We start from the raw sequence: 21,020 nt of genomic DNA, 5'->3' as shown, positions 1-21,020 counted from the left end.
GGGGATTTTTATATTTCAAATCAGAACAAAGTATACAAAAGCTTAACCTTAAAAATTTATACATTATGAATACACTAAAAGCGTGGTTGCGTCCCAACCTACTCACGAAAGATGACCCTAACGATTTTGTAGCCGTGCCACTTCTAGGTGGTAGCCTTGGCATTACAGAAATCATAGAAGCCCTTAAAAAAGAGGGTATGGAGATACAGACTGAAACTGCGGTAGATATTATCACTCGTTTTAATCGCAAAGCCTCAGAGTTGGTACTTAATGGTTATAGCGTAAATACAGGGCTGGTGTATATGCGTCCTGCCATTAAGGGCGTGTTTTACGACAAAACTTGGGATAAGGAGAAACATTCCGTATATGTCAATGTCAATCAAGGCACCGACCTAAGAAAAGCTGCTAATGATACCAAAGTAGAAATCCTAGGCGAGCAGTCTAGCCCAATGAGTGTGTTCAGCATTACCGACAAAGCTACAGGCAAAACAGACGGTACGCTTACCAAAGGCAAAAATGCCGAAATCAAAGGCACTTACATTAAAATAGACGGCGATAATCCTAAAAATGGTATCGTCTTTAAAAATCTAGACAACCAAAATGAGGTAAAACTCTCAGCAGAGCATATTGTGCTTAATGAGCCATCAAGGTTACTCATTCTTGTGCCTTCGGATTTAGAAGCAGGTAATTATGAGCTAAGCATTACCACGCAAAGCAGCACGGGTTCCGTCTTACTAAAAGAACCAAGAACGGAGCGGCTGCCCAATCCTGTGGTTATTGCTTAATAAAGTATTTTAATTTTAAAACAAAGGCTACTCATTTAAAGAGTAGCCTATTTTGTTGCCTTTTGCCGAATGCTACGGAACAGAGTATCCGTACTTACCGTAACAGGGTGTCTGTCCTTAGGCTAACAGATAGCCTGTTACGGTAAGGACAGACGCTCTATTGAAAATGGCTCATATCTTAATGCTTAAACCTATTTATAGGGCAATAGTTTTGGTTAATTCCTAAGGGATTACGCCCATTTTTTGCCAAAAAAAGTATAACTTTGCCTCCATAATGAATATAGCAAGTTGTATTTTAGAGGCTCTTAAAACTCATGGCAGTGTAGCTGTGCCTCACTTTGGTGTTTTTTCTTTAAAGTACTCTGGTGCAATTATCAGTAACGAGGAAGGTCATATACTGCCTCCTGCTAAGCAGATTGTACTAGAAAAGAACTATCTTTTAAAAGAGAGTAGTTTTGTCAATTTTGTAGCTCAAATTAAAGGCATCAGTTCCCAAACAGCTGACTTTGAAATAAAAACACAAACAGACTATTGGAAGAAAAAAATAGAAGCAGGAGAATCTTTTGAGGTAGAAGCTCTAGGGGCATTTAATTCAGACACTCAAGGTTTTTCTTTTGTAGGGCAACGGATTTACTTAGATTCGCCTGATGTCTATGGGCTAGAGGCAATCAATCTTTCTGAAATGAGTTCCCAAAAAGAAACTCAACCTTCTCAACCTAAGAAATCTAATGCTTGGAAAGTGGTACTTTGGCTACTTATTTTTATTATTCCAGCGGGGATATTGGGATATTTGAATTTCTATCACCCTGAAATTTTATTCGGTGTGAAAAGTTTTGAAAAGGATAAAGCCCCAAAGACCACTACACTTCAACCTGTAAAAGCAACTAAGACTAATGATACTTTGGTAATAGATAGTTTAAAGCAAGATTCTTTACCAGCTAACAATTTAAAATAATATGACGAAAAAAACGCCTAAAGATAGCCTTACGGTAATGACTAATATTGTACTCCCAAACGAAACCAATCATTTGGGAAATTTGTTTGGAGGAGAGCTCCTCTCTAAAATGGACAGATGTGCTTCTATATCAGCCTCTAGACATTGCGGAAGAAGGGTGGTAACGGCTTCGGTAAATCATGTTTCCTTTAATCATCCTATTCCAGAGGGAGGTGTGGTGGTTTTGGAGTCTAAAGTAACGCGTGCATTTTCTACCTCTATGGAGGTTTATGTAGATGTATGGATGGACGACCCTATTACACAGAAAAAAGTACATACCAACGAAGGAATATACACCTTTGTAGCGGTGGATTCGTTTAATAAGCCTGTGCCTATCCCAGAGTTAGAACCAGAAACGGATATAGAAAAAGAGCGTTATATGGCAGCTCTTAGAAGAAAAGAACTTTCCCTTATTCTGTCTGGAAGAATGAAGGCACAAGATTCTGTGGAGCTAAAAAAACTATTCATTTAATCATTTATGAAGGTTTTACAACTAGATAAAAATCACCCTCTTATTACGGAGCAGCTCACAGCTAATGGGTTTACAATAGATGAGGATATTACTTCTTCTTACGAAGAAATTTTAGACAAAATAGAACCTTACGAGGGTATTATTATTAGGAGTAGAATTCCGCTAGACGCTCGTTTTTTAACTCAAGCCAAAAATCTAAAATGGATTGCGAGAGTAGGGGCAGGAATGGAAAATATAGATACCGAAAAGGCAGAAGAACTTGGGATTTGTCTTTTTAATTCTCCAGAAGGCAACCGAGATGCGGTGGCAGAACACAGTTTAGGCTGTCTTTTGGTACTGATGAATCGTTTGTTCATTTCATCGGAAGAGATCAAAAAAGGTATTTGGAAGCGAGAGGAAAACCGAGGGGAAGAAATTAAAGATAAGACGGTAGGTATTATAGGATATGGTAATATGGGAAAAGCCTTAGCTCAAAGGCTATCAGGTTTTGGGTGCGAGGTGATATTTCACGATATTAAACCTAACTTGTCAGACCAATACGCCCAACAAGTTCCGTTAGAAGTGTTACAAGAAAAAGCGGATATTCTAAGTCTTCATTTACCTCTAGCAGAGGATACCATAGGCTGGCTTAATGCTGATTCTATTCAAAAAATGAAGAAGAATTTTTATCTCATCAATACAGCTAGAGGGAAGAATGTGGTAACTTCAGATGTGGTTTCGGCACTTAAAAGCGGTAAGATAAAAGGGGCTTGTCTAGATGTTTTAGAATATGAAAAAAGCTCTTTTGAAAACTTAGAAATTCAGAATGAAGATTTAGCTTTTCTTTTAAACTCGGATAAAGTGATTGTTACGCCTCATATTGCAGGTTGGACGCACGAAAGTAAGATAAAATTAGCCCAAGTGATTGTAGATAAGATTTTAGCAAAGTTTAAAAAATAATAGATTAAAATATGAAATGGTGGTGGATTATTGCGTGTGGATTGCTAACATTCTCTTGTTCTAAAAAACAAGAAAGTAGTGAGGAGGTTAAAACCAATTTGCCTCATTTTTCTAAGGTAGATGCGGAGGATATTTTTACAAAAGAGGATAATTCGGTAGCTAATGAGGATTCTCTAAAACACCTTTTGAAAGAATATTACCAAAACACTTGGGTAGGAGGTGATTTAAGTGGAGGAATCTTAATCGCTAAAGGCGATAATATTATTTTTGAAAAATACAGGGGCTATGGCAGAGAGAACCAACAGATGCCCATCAATCAAAATACGCCTTTACACATTGCTTCTATTTCTAAGACGATGACGGCAATGGCAATTATGAAGCTGATAGAAGCAAAAAAAATAAAACTAGACCAAGATATTACCACTTTTTTTCCAAAGTTTCCGTATGCTAATATCAGAGTTATAGATTTACTTAGCCATAGAAGTGGACTTCCAAAGTATGAACATTTTATTGAAACTCTAGAACCTAAACCTAAAGAGTTATCACAGTCTTTTTTAACCAATCAAGATGTTCTAAATCTACTTATTAGATATAAGCCAGAGCTAGCTAGACCTACTAGCACAGGGTTTATGTACTGTAATACCAACTACGCTTTACTAGCCCTAATTATAGAGAAGGTTACCCAAAAAGATTATCCTACTGCAATGAAGGAAATGCTGTTTGCACCTCTTGAAATGAAACACACTTTTGTATTTCAGCAAAAGGATATTGCCACGGCGGCACAATCGTTCTATTATAAAAATAACAAGCTGTATCCTCTTAATAATTTAGACCTCATCTATGGGGATAAAAATATTTATACCACTCCTAGAGATTTACTAAAGTTTTCACAAGCGATGTTCTCTAAAGAGTTTTTACCTTCGGATTTGAAAGAAAAGATATTCACACCTTATAGTAATGAGAAAAAAGGGATTAACAATTACGGCTTAGGGTTTAGAATGAAAATTTTTGATAATAATAAAAAACTGACTTATCACAATGGTTGGTGGCACGGCTCTAATTCCGTATTTGTACATCTTTTAGATTCTAAGGTAAGTATTATTGCGATAGGTAATAAATTTTCTAGAAGAGTCTATTCGGCGGTTGCTTTATCTGGTTTGTTTGATGATTTTCCGTTGGAAACAGAAACTCTAAAAAAGGAGATGATGCCAAATGTACCGAATGCTCTTCCTTCATCTTCAAGCGATTCATTACAATAAATAGTGATTTAATATAATAATAAACCAAAAAGACCAGCTCTAACGAACTGGTCTTTTATATTTTAAAAGTATTACTTTTTTAATTAAGCTAATACCTCTTTTACTTTATTTGCCGCTTCTTCTAGAGTAATTGCAGAATGTACTGGTAATCCAGACTCATCAATTAATCTCTTAGCTTCTTCAGCATTAGTTCCCTGTAATCTTACGATAAGAGGTACAGGAAGTTCTCCGAAGCTCTTGTAAGCATCTACTACACCTTGTGCTACTCTATCACATCTTACAATACCACCAAAGATGTTGATAAGAATTGCTTTTACATTAGGGTCTTTAAGGATAATACCAAATGCCTTTTCCACTCTTTCAGCATCTGCAGTACCACCTACATCTAGGAAGTTAGCAGGGTTACCTCCAGAAAGCTTAATAATATCCATAGTAGCCATTGCCAAACCAGCACCGTTTACCATACAACCTACATTACCGTCTAGTTTAACGAAGTTTAATCCAGCTTCACCAGCTTCAACTTCTGTAGGGTCTTCCTCTCTTTTATCTCTTAATTCAGCTAAATCTTTATGACGGAAAAGTGCATTATTATCTAAAGTTACTTTAGCATCTACTGCAGCAATTTTATTATCTGAAGTTTTAAGAACAGGGTTGATTTCAAATAAAGAAGCATCAATACCCACATAAGCATTGTAAAGAGCTGTAATGAATTTTACAAAATCCTTAAACGCTTCTCCTTCTAAACCTAGATTAAATGCAATCTTTCTAGCTTGGAAAGGTTGTAGTCCTAAAGCAGGATCTACCTCTTCGTTATGGATAAGGTGCGGAGTTTCTTCTGCCACTTGCTCTATATCCATACCACCTTCTGTAGAATATACAATCATATTCTTCCCTTTAGCTCTATCTAAAAGTACAGAAACATAGTATTCTTTTGGTTCAGAATCCCCAGGGTAATACATATCTTCTGCAACAAGTACAGAGTGTACTTTTTTACCTTCAGCAGAAGTTTGAGGCGTTACTAACTGCATTCCGATGATGTTTCTTGCGTTTTCTTCTAACTTTTCCATGTTAGGAGAAAACTTAACACCTCCACCTTTACCTCTACCACCTGCGTGTACTTGAGCTTTTACTACCCACGCTTTAGTTCCTGTTTCTGCAGAAAGCTGTTCTGCCGCTTTTTTTGCTTCCTCTACGGTGCTAGCTACTATACCTCTTTGTACTCTAACGCCGTATTTCGCTAAAATCTCTTTTGATTGATACTCGTGAAGATTCATAAATATATTTTTGTATTAAATTTTACGATTTTATAAACAGTTACAAATTTAAAGAAAATCTTTGGAAGATAGAAATCTTTTTTGTTTACCCTACTTTAGCCCTTGCTACTAGCGTAATGAGCATTGCCCAACTGATAATCATACACAGCCCTCCTAATGGGGTAATAGGTCCCAAAAATCTTAAACTAACGCCCCAAACTTCTTGAAAAGCCAAGAAATAAATACTCACAGAGAATAAAAAAGTCCCTATTATCATTAGCAATGATGTCCACTTTTCTAATCCATTATCGAATTTTAGAAAAAAACCAATTACTAAAAGAAATAGAGCAGAGTACATTTGATACTTTACTCCTGTTTCAAAACTTGCCAATTTTTCTACGCTTAAAATCTTTTTAAACGCATGAGCTCCAAAAGCTCCTAAAATCACAGACATTAGTCCATAAATTCCTCCTACAATGAGTGTAAATGTTTTCATACTTTTCTTATTTTCCTCTTAGCTTATTGAGCTCTGTGATTACTTCGTGGTGGCTTACCGTCTTATCTTTAAAATAGTTTACAAAATAAGATTTTTCTTCTTCGGTTGCCCCAAACTGATTAAGGATATTAAACAAATGCATCTTCATATGTCCTTTTTGTATTCCTGTTGTTACCAACGAGCGAAGAGCGGCGAAGTTCTGAGCTAGCCCAGATACAGCCAAAATACTCATGAGTTCTTGAGCAGAAGGTTTACCTAATAACGCTAACGAGAATTTAACCAATGGGTGCAGATTTGTAAGTCCTCCCACAACGCCTACTGAAATAGGCAAATCTATCCAAAACCTGAATATTCCGTTATTGGTAGTACAGTGCGTGAGTGAACTATATTTTCCGTTACGGGCAGCGTAAGCATGAGCACAAGCTTCCGTAGCTCTAAAATCGTTTCCTGTAGCTATAACTACGGCATCTACACCATTCATAATCCCTTTATTGTGAGTGGTCGCTCTGTACGGCTCTATTTCAGCAATAGCAACGGCTTGTTTAAACTTCCATGCAAATTCTTCAGGAGAAATACCGCTATCATCTTTCAAATCCTCTATCTTACAAGAAACCTCCGCTCTAACAATACAGTCAGGCGTAAAGTTGGATAAGATATTCATTACCACTTGAAGAGATTGTTTTTCTTCCTCTGTGAAATCAGCAGAAAGGTTAATTTCCTCTTTAAGCGTTTTACCAAATTGCTCTAAACAAGAGTTGATAAAGTTAGCTCCCATAGAGTCTTTAGTATCAAAACTAGCTTTGAGTTGGTAATAATCATTCATTTCAGAAGTCTTATCCACTAACTCTATGTCTAAAATACCACCACCTCTATTTCTCATATTTTTGGTGATATCTTGTGTTGCTTCAAATAATTTTTGTCTAAGATTAAAGTTGAAAAAATGTCTAATCTTATGAGATTCTGCTTTTAGTATAAAATGAGTATGCCCTAGTTTTTTAGTGTCAATAATAGTGGTTTTGAAGCCTCCTTTATTAAGCCAAAACTTAGCCGCTTTTGAAGCCGCGGCTACCACCGAACTCTCTTCTACCGCCATGGGAAGTGCTAATAACTTTCCATCTATTAAAAAATTCGGAGCAATACCATAAGGCATATAAAAGTTGGAAATAGTGTTCTCTGAAAACTCATCATGGAGTTTTTGTAGGTCTTGATTGTCGTTCCAATATTGTTGAAGTATTTTGATGTATTCTTCATTACCTCCCAAATACTCATTAACAATCCATTCTATTTTATTTTGTTTATTTAATTTAGAAAATCCTTCTACTGGCTGATGATTCATAGCTCTTAATTTTGAGGTATCAAAGATACAACTTGATATTATAAACACCAAAGAAGAAAATAATAATAAAAAATAAATCTGAAAACCAATGTTTTAAATGTGTATCAATGAATTTTTGTATATTTTTTTTGCATGAAATGAAAAAAGTTGTAAATTTGCACCACTAAAAAAAACAAAACACCTATAGACCCATGGTGTAATTGGCAACACAGCAGATTTTGGTTCTGTTATTCGGGGTTCGAGTCCCTGTGGGTCTACGGATTTATAGAGAGCAACTGGTTATACATAACCAGTTGCTTTTTTATTTTATCAATATTTTTTTGAGTTCTTTTTATCTGTATTAGCAGTATATGATTTTTGTCTGTTTTTGGCATCTGTTTGTGGGAAAACCATTCTAAAAAGAATATAAAAAGCTAACTTTGTCCCCCTTTTTTAATGAAAATAGAATATTGGTTTATGAATTTAAAGATTTTAGGTTGTTCTGCGTGGTTGTTTTTGTATCCAAATATAGCTTTTGCTCAAAGCAAAGTCTCTCCAAAAGATTCTGTGAAAACAGAGAAAGAAGATTCTAAAAAAAATGAGGACTTTGAGCCTTACGAAAAGTTATTGAAAGGAGCGGAAACCAAACAAGGGTTACTCAAAATACATAGAGTAAAGGATAAGATTTATTTTGAAATTCCTAACGAAGTACTGAGGAAAGACCTACTCATCGTAAATAAAATATCGTCTGTGCCTGCTCCTATCAATAATGCTGGGATTAACAAGGGGATGAACTATGAGAATAAAATTATCAGATTTTATAAAGACACTACCAATAAAAAGGTGTGGGTAAAAACTTTTGACCCACAAATTACCGTTAATTCGAAAGATAATATCTCGGCTTCGGTAAAGGATAATTACGGAGAGTCTATAGTGGAAGGTTTTGAAATTAAAACTCTAGGGAAAGACTCCACAGCGGTAATTCAGGTAAATAATGTCTTTGACGGAAACGCTAAAAGTTTTAACAATCTGTTTGATAATATCGGTATGGGGGGAAGCGTAAGAACCAAAGATTCTTACATAGACGAGGTAAAGGCTTTCCCTAATAATGTGGTGGTAAAGTCTTATTTCAGTACCCAAATTTCAGAGGGGAAAACTTCTGCCGAAAAAGCCGATTTAACGGTGGGAACTACTACTAATATCGTGCTATTGCCAGAGCCTATGGTAGGGCGTTTTTCGGACGATAGAGTAGGGTATTTTACGATGCCTAAGATGTACTTTACGGATAGTCAGCAAAAGGTAGAGCAGAGAGAACTCATCACAAGGTGGCGATTAGAACCTAAAGCGGAAGACGAAGTAAGATACCTTAGAGGCGAGTTGGTAGAACCTAAAAAGCCGATTGTTTACTATATAGACCCGGCTACACCGAAACAATGGCAACAAGCCATTATAGACGGAGTGCACGATTGGAATAAAGCATTTGAAAAGGCAGGGTTCAAAAATGTAATTTCAGCGAAATTGCCAGACCCTAACGATACAGAGTTTGATGTAGATGATGTTCGCTACTCTGTAATCACTTATGCAGCCTCTTCTATGGCGAATGCTATGGGACCATCGGTAGTGGACCCTAGAACGGGAGAAATCTTGGAGTCTGATATTATATGGTGGCACAATGTGATGACTTTGCTCCAGTCTTGGATGAGAGTTCAAACAGGAATTATAGACCCACAGGTAAGAGGAAATAAATTCCCAGACGATAAAATGGCGAATGCCATTCGGTTTGTGTCCTCCCACGAGGTAGGGCATACCTTCGGGCTTAAACATAATATGGGGTCTTCGTTTGCGTTCCCAGTAGAGTCTTTGCGTTCGCCTGAATTTACAGAGAAAATGGGTGGTACAGCTCCTTCTATTATGGACTATGCTAGATTTAACTATGTAGCACAAGAAGGTGATGGTGTGAAACAAATCACTCCAAAAATAGGAGTTTATGATGAGTTTGCCATTAACTGGGGTTACCGTTGGACGGGTAAAAAGACGCCTCAAGAAGAATTACCAATCACGCAAAAATGGATAGAGAAACATCAAGGAGACCCACTCTATTTCTACGGAGCACAACAAGAGGAGACGGTAGATCCTCGCTCGCAAGCAGAAGATTTGGGCGATAATGCGATGAAAGCAGGGGAGTATGGCATCATCAATCTAAAGAAAACGCTACCAAACCTCATAGAATGGAGTACCAAAAATGGAGAAAACTACAACGAAGCGAAGTCTTTTTACAACCAAGTGATTAACCAATGGTATGTTTATAATAATCACGTGTTGGCTAACATTGGGGGGATTTACCTTAATCCTACCGTTAAGGGCGACCAGCAGAGTTCTTATATACCTGTACCATACGAAACACAAAAAGAGGCTTTGGCGTTTATAAAAAAGCACATACTAACTTTGCCAGAGTGGTTATTTTTATCTCCATTGAACCAAAAAATCCGTCCAGCTAAAAACACACCTAAAGGGTTGGTGGAGCAGTCGCCGTACAATGTATTTAGAGAGAAACAAGCCGCTATTTTGTACGGGCTTATGAATGATAATAAACTCCTAAGAATATTAGAATTTGAGTTTCTTAATCATCAAAAAGTAATGACAGTAGCCGAACTGTTCAACGATTTAAGAGGATTTATTTTTAGTAAATCAATTAAAAAACAGCCTTTGAACATCGCTGAAAGAATGACGCAAAAAAACTACATAGATGCCCTCATTATAGACACGCAGAGAATGTACGAGAAAACGGAAAAGGGCATCTTTAGCCCAATGCCAATGATGTGCGACTATGCTTGTAGCCACACTCATTTGGATAAAGTAGGCGAACAACATCTAGAATTTTATTTTGATGGAATGAAACGATTGTCGGAAGTGGGTTCTGCCAAGAGAGCGGAGTTGATAAAGGTACGAACAATCATCTCAAAAGCAATGAACAAAGCCGATAACGATACGCAAAGTCATTATCAAGATATGATGGTAAGATTAAATAAAGCATTGGGTAATAACTGAAATTGATAAAAAATAAGAGATATGAAAACGAAATTACTATTAACTCTTTTGCCAGGGGTATTCTTTGCACAGAATACCATAACCGATACGGTTCAAAACAAAGAGAGAAAGATAGAAGAAGTGGTTTTAACGGGTTTTCAGAAGATTGAAAAAAGTAAACTGACTTCTTCTGTAGGTGTGGTAAAAATGAAGTCTATTGAACAAAAAGCCACCGCCTCTGTAGATCAGATGCTACAAGGTAAAGTAGCAGGGGTAATGATTACACCGGCCTCTGGAACACCTGGGCAGATAGCTCCTGTGCGTGTGAGAGGTACGGCATCGCTTTCGGGTTCTACAGACCCACTTTGGGTGGTGGACGGAATGCCCCTAGAAGGAAACCAAGCTCCTGCCTACAATGTAGGACAAGATATCAATGAGCTTAAAAACTATTCTATCGCAGGGTTCAACCCAGAAGATATAGAAGATATTACGGTGCTTAAAGATGCGTCAGCAACCGCTATTTATGGTGCTAGGGCAGCCAATGGGGTTATTCTGGTAACTACTAAAAGTGGTAAAAAAGGAAGAATGAGCATCAATTTTTCATCAAATACTTTTGTGAGCTTAAGACCAGATTTCTCTAGACTTAATCTGATGAATGCTTCCCAAAAAGTAGATATGGAATTGATGATGGCAGAAAGAGCCGACCTAGACAATTATAGAAAAGATAATGGGGCGGTGTCTAGAATTTTAACGGCTAATAATGATTGGGATTCTTTTAGAAATGGAGGTTTTTCGGCACTTAGTCCTCTTTCGCAAAAGCAAATCAATGAGCTTAGAAATACCAATACCAATTGGGGCAACTTGCTTTACAGAAATGTGGTTAATCAGCAACAAGCCGTGAGTATCACAGGTGGTTTAGATAATTACAGCTACTATGCTTCTTTTGGATATTACGACGAAAAATCTACCGTGATAGGTTCAGGATTTAACAGATTTAACCTTACCCTAAAAAATAATTATAAGGTAAGCGATAAACTTAATTTAGGCTTATCTATATTCGGAACTTCCACTAAACAGACTTCATTTTTGTCGGACTCGGGAAGCTACACTACGCCGACTTATTACTCTAGAACGGCTAATCCTTACTTAGCACCTAGAGATGCTAACGGAAATTATATCTACGACCGAGATATAAACTATGTGGAAAGCTTTTTGGGTAACGATACTAGAATTCCGTACAACTATATAGAGGAAAGAGAAAATACCAGATATTCATTAGCGAATAAATCGTTAAGAACCATTTTAGATGTTAATTATAAAATCATTAAAGGTTTAGAATACCGCTCTCAATTTGGATTATTGATAGGGGCAGGCGAAACTGAACGCTATGCTTCTGCAGAAACTTACCTTATGAGAAGACGAATAGCAGAAAGTATCCAGTCGTCTACCAATACTTCGTTTTTACCGAATGGAGATTATTTCCAAAGAACCAACTCTAATGATTTTGAATATAACTTCAGAAACATATTAGAATACAGCCCTAGATTTGGCAATCACGATTTGAATGTATTGGCAGGGTCTGAAATCAGAAGAACTAGATATTATGATATGATGAGCCAAATGTATGGCTACAATCCAAGGACTAAAACATCGGTTCCTGTAAATTTACCAGATAGCCAAGCTACTTCGCCAATCTATATTCCTAATAGAGATACCGAAGTAGAAAACTCTTTCGCCTCTTTCTTTGGGACTTTATCATACACTTATGCTAAAAAATATACCTTCTTTGGTAGTGTGAGATATGACGGAACTAACTTCTTTGGTGCAGAAACCAACAAGAGATGGAACCCTATCTGGGCAGCTTCGGTGGCGTGGAATGTTAAGAATGAAAATTTCCTAAAAGACAACGCTACGATTAGTATGTTTAAGCTAAGAGGGTCGTATGGTCTTCAAGGAAATATTGATAGAGGTACTTCGCCTTATTTCAGAGGTACTTATGGTAACACTAGAATTTTAAATACTGCGGAAACTACCATAGTACACGATGGAGCTCCGAACCCACTTTTGAGATGGGAAAGAACAGCCACTAAAGATGTGGGATTAGACTTTGGATTATGGAACAACCGAGTTAATTTCACTTTAGATTTATACGAGAGAAAAGGGACTGATATTATGGGAGTTAAAGAACTTCCGTTAGAAACAGGTTTCTCTTTGTCTAATGTCAATTGGGCAAGTCTAACGAATAGAGGTTTTGAATTTTCACTCATAACTAATAACATCAATACCGATAAATTTAGATGGACGACCACCTTCAATATTTCTGCGAATAGAAGTAATATTGATGAGGTAAATGATGGTAGATATACTTTCTTACCTTCAGGAAAAGGCTATCCTGTGAATGCAGTTTTTGGCATTAAAACAGCAGGTCTTGATGCTAACGGACTTCCATTGTTCTACGATAAGAGCGGAAATGTAGTGTCTGCTGTGGACTTTTACAAAATATCAGACCCTTGGGGAATAGGCTATGTGACGAGCGAATATTCTCAAGACCAAATGAAAAATTGGTTTAGTTATCTAGGAGATAGAGACCCTAAATACTTTGGAGGGATTACCAATACTTTCAATATAGGCAATTGGGATTTGAATATTGCGGTATCTTTCAACATCAAACAAACGGTATTAGGTAGAGCTCCGTATAACTTTACGGCTATAGACAGAGGGCTTAATGCTTCTGCGGATATCCTAAATGCTTGGACGCCTAACAACACTTCATCTACTTTGCCAAGAATTATAGGGGTGGATACTGTACCTGGGCAAGAGGTGGTTTATGGTTGGTTTGCTAATTGGGACCCAACAAATTCTTACAACTATTTTGATTTATGGGCTAAAGAGATGAGCTTCATCAGAATCAATAATATAAGATTAGGGTACAACCTTCCAGCGGACTTATTGAAAAGTGCAGGGATAAAATCTATGAGATTATCTTTGGAAGGAAGAAATTTATTGGTCTTCAGTAATGGACACAAAAACTTCTTTGACCCAGAAACCTACGGTAACATCTATGCACAACCTATACAGAAAGCCCTCGTGTTTGGTCTTAATGTAGGGTTTTAATTTAACTTAATAATTTAACAAAAAATGAAATCAACAATAAAAACTTTATTCATCGCAACCTCACTATCTTTGGGTGTAGTTTCTTGCGAAAGATATTTAGATATAGTACCTACGGGGAAAGTAGTACCACAGACGGAGGAAGATTTTAGAGCTTTGCTTACAAGAGCGTATCAAATTTACCCTCAACACAAGGCATTACTCAATCTTAAATCTGATGAGGTAAAGGCAGCCAACTCTTCCGAGTATCTAAAAGCGATATTCACATGGGGAGAAGCGAATGCGACGCCAGGTTCTACCGAAGTGCCTTACGCATCTTTATACGAAACTATTTTCTACACCAATTATATTATAGAAAATGCTTATAAATATGTTGGTAAAAATGAAAATACCAACCAAATATTAGGAGAGGCTTATGCTTTAAGAGCTTATGTTTACTTTGAACTCATTGGGATTTATGCTCCAGCTTATAACGGAAGCAATGGTTCTACATTAGCCGTTCCTTTGGTAACGGAAGTTAATTTGGAAGGCAGTTTTCCTAAAGCTACTTTAGATGCGGTTTATAATCAAATATTTTCGGATATAGCCACTTCGGAACAGTTACTAAATCAAGATAAGTTTTCTGCTGGGCTTAATTACAGATTCACAACTACGGCTTTACACGCATTTAAAGCTAGAGTGTATCAGTACAGAAAAGATTGGGCTAATGCTTTAAAGGAAGCAAACCAAGCACTGGCTTTGAATTCTAACTTGGAGGATTTTAATAATTTTAGCGTTTTACCTAGCGGTTATACTTCTACGGAATCTATTATGAACCTTGATTTGCCAGTAGTGCCGAGTACCTACTCTTTCTCTAGAGCGAGTGATGAGCATATTGCTTTATTTGATAAAACTAATGACCTTCGTTTTTCTAAGTATTTTAAACAAAACGGAAGCAATTGGCAAACTTTAAAATATAATGCAGGTTCTAGTGCGTATAAATGTACATTCCGTGTGGCAGAAGTTCTTTTGATAAAGGCAGAAGCACAGGCGATGCTAGGTAAAGTATCCGAGTCTAAAGCAACGCTTACTTCATTAGCCGAAAAAAGGTACAACGCTGTGGGGTTGGCTAATTTTAAAAACAAAATAAACGGTTTGTCTGATACCGATTATTACACGGAATTACTTAATGAAAGAGCGAGAGAGCTTTCGTTTGAAGGTTTGCGTTGGCAAGATTTAAGACGAACCAATCAACCTGAAATTACACACATTTTTGGTAGCGAAACCTTTAAATTAGAGCAAGGCGATGCGAGATATACCGTTCCTTTCCCTAAGGAAGCAAGGCTGAAAAACCCAGAATTGTAATATCAGAATAAAAATCAAAAATAAAACAGGTCGTCCGAAAAAGATGACCTGTTTTTATTAAAATTAATTAGCTTGTATTTTATTGGTAGATTACCCCCCCCCCCCTACTCTTATGGGTTCTCCGTTTAAAATACTGAGTTTTAATTATGTTATGAGCAATTTTATTCGTAAACTATCTTTGTTTCAAGCCAATTTTCAACAATCCTTTTAATCCTAAATTCATCGTCATAATAATATTTTTCTCCTTTTACTTTCCCCAAATTGTTATCTTTAATATACATAAGATTTAATTCTCCCACTTTTTTAAAAACGATACTATCATCAAAGTATTCAAATTGTCTCCCTCTATTATCAACGTAAATAGGTGGAGGTTCAAGATTTGGAGTTGAAATCTTCTTGATAATTCTATAAGAATCTGCTGGATTTTTGGAAAAAAACAAAAATGATTTTTCACCTAAGCTATCTTTTTTTGAAAAATCAAAGTAGTTATAACATTTTCCATTCTTTTGATAAATTATTTATATCACTTAATTAGCACTCAAATAATTTCTCCATTTTTCTACCGCCTGTTGCATATCTTGTGGCATTGGACTTTCAAAATACATTTCTTCTTTTGTGGTAGGGTGGGTAAAACCTAGGGTATGAGCGTGTAAGGCGTGTCTAGGCAAAACTTCAAATACATTTTTTACAAACTGTTTGTATTTTGGCAGGTTAATCCCTCTCAAAATTTGATGTCCCTCGTAGCGTTCATCATTAAATAAAGTATGCCCAATATGCCTGAAATGAGCCCTTATTTGGTGGGTTCTGCCTGTTTCTAGTTTGCATTCTACCCAAGTCATATATCTAAAGCGCTCTAAAACTTTGTAGTGGGTAACGGCGTGTTTTCCTAGACTACCGTCTTCATAAACAGCCATTTGCATTCTGTTTTTTAAATCACGACCGATGTGTCCCTTAATAGTGCCAGCGTCTTCCGCTAAATTGCCCCATACAAACGCCCAGTAAAGCCTTTTGGTAGTCCTCTCAAAGAATTGTTTGGCGAGAAAACTCATCGCATACTCATTTTTAGCAATTACTAAAAGCCCAGAAGTGTCTTTATCAATACGATGAACTAAACCTACACGGTCTAAATCGGTTTTGAGTTCGTTTTTCTCAAAGTGATAGGCTAAAGCATTTACCAATGTGCCGTCCCAATTTCCGAAACCAGGGTGTACTACCATTCCTGCTTCTTTATCCACAACTAATAAGTCATCATCTTCATAAACGATGTTGATAGGAATATCTTGAGGTACAATTACATTCTCTCTAGGAGGGTGGGTGAGGAGTACCGAAACTTTATCGCCAGGCTTTACTCTATAATTTTGCTTTACAGGAGTACCGTTTACAACTACATTCCCTGCTCTACAAGTTTGAGAGATTTTGTTTCTTGATGAATTTTGTCTAAATATGAGTAAATATTTATCAATTCTTAAAGGCTCTTGATTTTTATCTACTACTAAATTGAGATGCTCATAGAGTTCTTCAGTTTCATCTATATCTTGTTGAGGCTTTTGTAGATGTTCTTCTTCAAAATCTGTATAGTCTTCCATTATCATATTATAAACAAAGGCTTTAGCATATTGCCAAAGCCTTTTGTGTTTTTATTGTAAAGTTATTCTATTACTACTTTTTTAACCTTTGGTTTTTCCTCTACTGGTTTTGGAGTAGGTTTAGGCTCTGGCTTTTTTTGCTCTGTTGGTTTTGGTTTAGCCGCCTCAGGTTTAGGAGTAGGTTTTACTTCTGTTTTTACCTCGGGTTTTGGTTTGGGCTGAGGAGCGGACTCTGGTCTTACAGGTTCAGGCTCGTAGGTTATGTCTTCCCCAAAATCAGGTGTAGTTACAGGGTCTACTCTTACTCTATACACTTGGTCTAAAGCATTGATTTTACCTTGCATTTCAGCTAAAGTTTTCTTACTTGCCCAAATATCTATTTGCATACCTTGATCTCTAAGGCTTCCTGGTGCAGGGTCTTGGTAATAAACAATATCGCTGTCGTCGCTTCTTCCGTCTTCATATTCTGCTAATCCTAGAGTAAAATAACTTTGCTCTATAATCATTTTAGCTTGTTTTACCGTCATTCCCACGACATTAGGTACAGCAATGTTTCTTCTAGGACCACTACCAATGATTAAATCAATCGTAGAAAATCTAGGTAATAAAGTACCTGGAGCTAGGGTAGTACCGTTGTATCTCATTCCTATAACAGCATCTGGCTGAATGCTAGGTTCGTAGATGGTATCTCCAACTTTTAGTCCGATTCTTTCTAATTGAGTGAATACGGTGTTTTTGTATCGGTTAAGAACATCAGGTACAGTTACTTTAGCCCAAGTTCTAGGGTTTACTCTTAGACGAATGGCTCTACTTTCTTTCACTCTAGAACCTGGAGATGGGTAGATTTGTAATACTTGAAAAGATTTGTATTTTGGGTCGTATTTTCCGCTGTCTATTTCGTATTCAAGTCCTGCATCATCTAGTGCTTTTATGGCTTCGTGCATACTCATATTTACGACATTGGGTACAGGGATTTCTTTACCGTGATTGGTGTGTAGTTCTAGCCAACGGAAGGTAAGCCATACTAATCCTACCAACACGCCTATTGCTGCAACAGCATTAAGACCTACTTTCCAATGGAAAAGTGATTTAAACATAATTCTATAATTAAAACTTTTGGGCAAAGATAATATTTTCTCATCAACAACGGCTAAAAAACAAGGTTATTTTCGTGGTTGAATTATGCTTATATTTAGGTTTAGAGGTTAGATGTAAACAATCTCTGTCCCTAGTACATTAAAGTCTAATTGCTCCAAAGCTGTTTTATATGCCAATATTTGATTTTGATGTTTATCGTTAGGAGCTCCTGTTTTAAAATCTAAAATGTAATAGCCACCGTTTTTCTTTACCACTCTATCTGGGCGAAAAATCTCTCCGTTTAGCATAAAATCTCTTTCGTTGTAAACTTCTTCAATATCTTCAAAATAAAAGGAATAGGAGTGATGCTCCACTACCGAAAGAATGGTTTTTTCTATCTCCGCTTTTTCTTGTTCGGTTATAATGCCGTCTATCAGATAGCTGGATAGGACGGGTGTAATGTCATTTTTAGTCTTGATTTTGGATAGAATTTCGTGAGTGAAAATCCCTGTACGCACTTTTTCGTTTCGCTCTTGATAGTTTTTAGAAGGCGTTGCGATTTGGATATTGCTAGAAATACAAGTGTTAGGTGTAATTTCTACACTTTGTTTGTTTATTTCGGTTGATTTTTTCTTGTGGGTTTGTTTTTGATAAGAATTGTTTTCCTCTGGATAAAGGTCGAACTGATGCTCGGTAGCGTTAAATTGCTGTACAAAGTCCAATATTTCTAGTTTGTTTTCTCCTGACTGACTAGGCTTTTGGAGATATAGGAAAAGTTGCTCCACAGGTCGGGTCGTGGCAACATATTGCACGCAATAGCGGTCTATTTTATTTTTATAGGTGTTTTCGTCTGAAAATGATTTCAAAGTATCGTCATACACCAAAAGTTCTTTTTTAAATTGACTAAGATTAACCGATTTTAAAGTTTCTAAATCTACCGATAGCCAATCATTAAAAGAACTATCTTTATGGCTGTTTTTCATTGGGAGAAATACCACAGGATACTCTAAACCTTTGGTAGCGTGTATGGTCATCATTTTGATGGCATCTATATTTTCGGAGGATTGTATGGATTTTTCCGAGGCTTCTTCGTCCCAATATTTAATAAAATCTTTTAAAGTTTTTCCTGGATTTTGGGTAAAGGCATAGACTTCCTCTAAGAAGTTTAGTATGAAATCGGTCTCTTGTTGAGGTATAGCAAATTGTTTTACCAAATACTCTATCCTATTATAAAGATTGAGATGTAGGTAATGCTGATGATTAAGTTCAATGCCGTATCGTTTATTTAATTCTTCCAAAATCGCATCGGAAGTTTTGAGTTCAAGAAGGTTTGTCATTTCTTCGGAGAACAAATTTATGTTAATTCTTCCTAAACTATTGAGGTGATACAAAGCTCTCATAAGGCTGTCGTAGTTAGCAGTATCGTTTTCCCATTTAAGGTATTCTATGGTTGCCAAAAGGGTTTTGGATAAATCTAAACTTAAGCCTTTTTCAGAAATGGTTTTAATGTAGGTTTCGGTATTTTTATAATTGACTTTTAGTAATCCTAGTCTTTGAGATAGCTGTTTTATTTCTCCTTTTGTTCGGCACATAATGCAGATGTCCGAAAATTGGAAGCCGTTGTTTAGGCAAATTTTAATATCTTCAAACATTTGGTTGGCTACCTCGTCGAAGAAAACTTCATCTTTTCGGTCGTATTCTACTAGATTTACTCTTACTCGCCCTAGTAGACCTTCTCTTTTAGCTATTTGTTGCCCCTGTTCTGCAAAAAGATGTCTGTGTTCTTCCTGTTCCAAATCTTTTGCCATAAAGGCATAAAGTTCATTATTAAAACGAACAATATTTTGGGCGCTTCTCCAGTTATTTTCAAGATTTTCAAGGTTGATGTTTACACCTGTCGCTTCTTTACCGTTGATGATATCTAGCATCTGCTCTGCATCACCACCTCTAAATCTGTAGATACTTTGTTTAGGGTCGCCTACGAGGGTAAAGCTGTGGTCTTCGGAGCTGATGGTGTGGTCTCTAAGTGGGATAATATTTTCCCATTGTAGTTTGGAAGTGTCTTGGAATTCATCAAAAAAATAATGCTGATATCTAGTGCCTATTTTCTCATAAATAAAAGCCGAAGGCTCCTCTCGTAAATTTTCTTTGATTAGAATATTAAATTTGGAAAGAAGTACTAAATCGTCTTCGTTTTCTATGATTTCCAATTGCTCACGGATTTCTTTATTGATTTTGAGTGGTAGCAATTCTTTAAGAATTTTGGCTTTCTTTTCCGAAGTTACATAGTTTGTGATGATGATTGCTCTCCATTCTATAAGGGTATCTAAAATGGAAAATATAGCATTTATAATGGTGTTGTCCTTAGATGCTGTACCTTTTCGGAAGCGTTCTAAAGCTTTTTCTTCATCAGACGGAAAGGGGAATTTATCTCTCTGCCCAGTATAAAACTTTAGAGCTTCTTCAAAAAACTTTCCTAGCCCAGAACTCGCTCCACCTTGGAAATCTTTAATTTCTAAATTATTTTCGCTAATGAGTGCTAAAGCCTTTTTGGCATATTGCAAGGCCTCGTTGTGGTGTTGTGTAAGCTGCGTTCTAAGTTTTAGTTTAAGGTTATCATAAGCCTCCCAATCAAAGGCTTCATTTTTTTGCAATTCTTCGTAGTGTACATCGTTTACGAAGGTTTTGGCTCGGTCGTACAGTGTTTTATTTACATTGATTCGTTCCTCATTTTCTAGGTTGTAATTAACGAAATCCATAAACGCTTCCGAAACTTTTGGGTCTTCTCCTATTTTATCTAATAGTTGGTCAACTGCTTCTATGAGGTAGGGCTCGTTATTGATTTCTAGGTTGAAATTCTGTGCCAATCCCAATTCGTAGGAAAAACTCCTTACCAGTTTTGCATTAAATTTATCTATTGTCCCAATGTTTAAAATAGAATAGTGATGCAGAATATAATCCAAAACCTTTTTAGAACGGTAGTGAAGGTCTTCTATAGTGAGTTTTATCCCTTGTGTCTCCAGGTAAGATTGTATGGCTTTTAGCTCGTTATTTTGCAGATAATCTTCTCTAGTAAATGCTTCTAGCCATTGCAAGATACGCTCTTTCATTTCGTTGGCAGCTTTGTTGGTAAAGGTAAGAGCGAGAATGTAGCGTATGGCTTTTTCGTCTGGTGTTCTAAGGCACAGAGACAGTATTCTGATAACTAGGGTATAGGTTTTTCCCGAACCTGCCGAAGCGCTTATAGCGTTATATGGATGCATATACTTGTATATTGTATTTCTTGTATGAATCGCAATTTAAACAATAATTTTCCTATAATGAAATTTTTTTCTTTGGTCTCAAAAACTTTTCTAATTTTA

The 21,020-nt window shown here is 36.6% G+C and carries 15 protein-coding genes and 1 tRNA gene; 9 read left to right on the top strand and 7 right to left on the bottom strand.

Annotated features, from left to right (window positions below):
• Positions 1-65: 65 nt before the first annotated feature.
• The 5 genes from VIX88_RS04295 (at position 66) to VIX88_RS04275 (ending at position 4,449) form a co-directional block, all read left to right on the top strand.
• Positions 66-785: a DNA-binding domain-containing protein gene (locus VIX88_RS04295; RefSeq protein ID WP_109475495.1), complete on the top strand. Its 720-nt coding sequence runs from the start codon at positions 66-68 to the stop codon at positions 783-785.
• Positions 786-1,059: 274 nt separating this feature from the next.
• Entirely contained in the window at positions 1,060-1,740 is a 681-nt protein-coding gene (locus VIX88_RS04290) for a hypothetical protein (protein ID WP_064970296.1), read from the top strand.
• 1 nt (position 1,741) lies between these two features.
• Positions 1,742-2,251, top strand: coding sequence for an acyl-CoA thioesterase (locus tag VIX88_RS04285; protein WP_109475496.1), 510 nt, complete (start codon positions 1,742-1,744; stop codon positions 2,249-2,251).
• 6 nt (positions 2,252-2,257) lie between these two features.
• Positions 2,258-3,190, top strand: a complete 933-nt coding sequence (locus VIX88_RS04280) for a 2-hydroxyacid dehydrogenase (RefSeq protein WP_109475497.1) — start codon at positions 2,258-2,260, stop codon at positions 3,188-3,190.
• Positions 3,191-3,201: 11 nt separating this feature from the next.
• Positions 3,202-4,449: a serine hydrolase domain-containing protein gene (locus VIX88_RS04275; protein WP_109475498.1), complete on the top strand. Its 1,248-nt coding sequence runs from the start codon at positions 3,202-3,204 to the stop codon at positions 4,447-4,449.
• Between the two features lie 83 nt (positions 4,450-4,532).
• Here VIX88_RS04275 and sucC read toward each other — a convergent pair whose 3' ends face one another.
• The 3 genes from sucC to VIX88_RS04260 all read right to left on the bottom strand — a co-directional run bounded on the left by sucC (position 4,533) and on the right by VIX88_RS04260 (position 7,534).
• On the bottom strand, positions 4,533-5,723 hold the full coding sequence (gene sucC / locus VIX88_RS04270; protein WP_109475499.1) for an ADP-forming succinate--CoA ligase subunit beta: 1,191 nt from the start codon (positions 5,721-5,723) through the stop codon (positions 4,533-4,535).
• An 85-nt stretch (positions 5,724-5,808) separates the two neighbouring features.
• Positions 5,809-6,198 (bottom strand): DUF423 domain-containing protein, encoded by a 390-nt coding sequence (locus tag VIX88_RS04265; RefSeq protein ID WP_109475500.1) that lies wholly within the window; start codon positions 6,196-6,198, stop codon positions 5,809-5,811.
• Positions 6,199-6,205: 7 nt separating this feature from the next.
• Positions 6,206-7,534: a hydroxymethylglutaryl-CoA reductase, degradative gene (locus VIX88_RS04260; RefSeq protein ID WP_064970300.1), complete on the bottom strand. Its 1,329-nt coding sequence runs from the start codon at positions 7,532-7,534 to the stop codon at positions 6,206-6,208.
• 185 nt (positions 7,535-7,719) lie between these two features.
• Here VIX88_RS04260 and VIX88_RS04255 point away from each other — a divergent pair.
• The 4 genes from VIX88_RS04255 to VIX88_RS04240 all read left to right on the top strand — a co-directional run bounded on the left by VIX88_RS04255 (position 7,720) and on the right by VIX88_RS04240 (position 14,995).
• Positions 7,720-7,791 (top strand) — tRNA-Gln (locus tag VIX88_RS04255).
• A 178-nt stretch (positions 7,792-7,969) separates the two neighbouring features.
• Complete coding sequence (locus VIX88_RS04250; RefSeq protein ID WP_214194064.1) at positions 7,970-10,561, top strand: zinc-dependent metalloprotease; 2,592 nt, start codon at positions 7,970-7,972, stop codon at positions 10,559-10,561.
• Positions 10,562-10,582: 21 nt separating this feature from the next.
• A complete protein-coding gene (locus VIX88_RS04245; RefSeq protein ID WP_214194063.1) occupies positions 10,583-13,654 on the top strand; it encodes a SusC/RagA family TonB-linked outer membrane protein in 3,072 nt (1,023 codons plus the stop codon).
• Between the two features lie 24 nt (positions 13,655-13,678).
• Positions 13,679-14,995, top strand: a complete 1,317-nt coding sequence (locus tag VIX88_RS04240; RefSeq protein ID WP_214194062.1) for a RagB/SusD family nutrient uptake outer membrane protein — start codon at positions 13,679-13,681, stop codon at positions 14,993-14,995.
• A 161-nt stretch (positions 14,996-15,156) separates the two neighbouring features.
• Here VIX88_RS04240 and VIX88_RS04235 read toward each other — a convergent pair whose 3' ends face one another.
• The 4 genes from VIX88_RS04235 to VIX88_RS04220 all read right to left on the bottom strand — a co-directional run bounded on the left by VIX88_RS04235 (position 15,157) and on the right by VIX88_RS04220 (position 20,921).
• Entirely contained in the window at positions 15,157-15,435 is a 279-nt protein-coding gene (locus VIX88_RS04235; protein WP_064970304.1) for a hypothetical protein, read from the bottom strand.
• Positions 15,436-15,522: 87 nt separating this feature from the next.
• A complete protein-coding gene (locus tag VIX88_RS04230) occupies positions 15,523-16,581 on the bottom strand; it encodes an RluA family pseudouridine synthase (protein WP_064970305.1) in 1,059 nt (352 codons plus the stop codon).
• Positions 16,582-16,643: 62 nt separating this feature from the next.
• On the bottom strand, positions 16,644-17,678 hold the full coding sequence (locus VIX88_RS04225; RefSeq protein ID WP_064970306.1) for a PASTA domain-containing protein: 1,035 nt from the start codon (positions 17,676-17,678) through the stop codon (positions 16,644-16,646).
• A gap of 108 nt (positions 17,679-17,786) precedes the next feature.
• Complete coding sequence (locus VIX88_RS04220; RefSeq protein WP_064970307.1) at positions 17,787-20,921, bottom strand: UvrD-helicase domain-containing protein; 3,135 nt, start codon at positions 20,919-20,921, stop codon at positions 17,787-17,789.
• Positions 20,922-21,020: the final 99 nt, after the last annotated feature.

Origin of the sequence: Riemerella anatipestifer (assembly GCF_035666175.1) — a bacterium.
GTDB classification, from domain to species: domain Bacteria; phylum Bacteroidota; class Bacteroidia; order Flavobacteriales; family Weeksellaceae; genus Riemerella; species Riemerella anatipestifer_D.
This window is presented reverse-complemented; position numbering and strand designations above follow the sequence as displayed.

What these genes read in the sequence shown, in the direction of transcription:
- VIX88_RS04285 (WP_109475496.1), top strand. Translation starts at nt 1,742, where the DNA reads ATGACGAAAAAAACGCCTAAAGATAGCCTTACGGTAATGACTAATATT.
- sucC (WP_109475499.1), bottom strand. Translation starts at nt 5,723, where the DNA reads ATGAATCTTCACGAGTATCAATCAAAAGAGATTTTAGCGAAATACGGC.
- VIX88_RS04295 (WP_109475495.1), top strand. Translation starts at nt 66, where the DNA reads ATGAATACACTAAAAGCGTGGTTGCGTCCCAACCTACTCACGAAAGAT.
- VIX88_RS04265 (WP_109475500.1), bottom strand. Translation starts at nt 6,198, where the DNA reads ATGAAAACATTTACACTCATTGTAGGAGGAATTTATGGACTAATGTCT.
- VIX88_RS04275 (WP_109475498.1), top strand. Translation starts at nt 3,202, where the DNA reads ATGAAATGGTGGTGGATTATTGCGTGTGGATTGCTAACATTCTCTTGT.
- VIX88_RS04290 (WP_064970296.1), top strand. Translation starts at nt 1,060, where the DNA reads ATGAATATAGCAAGTTGTATTTTAGAGGCTCTTAAAACTCATGGCAGT.
- VIX88_RS04280 (WP_109475497.1), top strand. Translation starts at nt 2,258, where the DNA reads ATGAAGGTTTTACAACTAGATAAAAATCACCCTCTTATTACGGAGCAG.
- VIX88_RS04225 (WP_064970306.1), bottom strand. Translation starts at nt 17,678, where the DNA reads ATGTTTAAATCACTTTTCCATTGGAAAGTAGGTCTTAATGCTGTTGCA.
- VIX88_RS04230 (WP_064970305.1), bottom strand. Translation starts at nt 16,581, where the DNA reads ATGGAAGACTATACAGATTTTGAAGAAGAACATCTACAAAAGCCTCAA.
- VIX88_RS04240 (WP_214194062.1), top strand. Translation starts at nt 13,679, where the DNA reads ATGAAATCAACAATAAAAACTTTATTCATCGCAACCTCACTATCTTTG.
- VIX88_RS04250 (WP_214194064.1), top strand. Translation starts at nt 7,970, where the DNA reads ATGAAAATAGAATATTGGTTTATGAATTTAAAGATTTTAGGTTGTTCT.
- VIX88_RS04220 (WP_064970307.1), bottom strand. Translation starts at nt 20,921, where the DNA reads ATGCATCCATATAACGCTATAAGCGCTTCGGCAGGTTCGGGAAAAACC.
- VIX88_RS04260 (WP_064970300.1), bottom strand. Translation starts at nt 7,534, where the DNA reads ATGAATCATCAGCCAGTAGAAGGATTTTCTAAATTAAATAAACAAAAT.
- VIX88_RS04245 (WP_214194063.1), top strand. Translation starts at nt 10,583, where the DNA reads ATGAAAACGAAATTACTATTAACTCTTTTGCCAGGGGTATTCTTTGCA.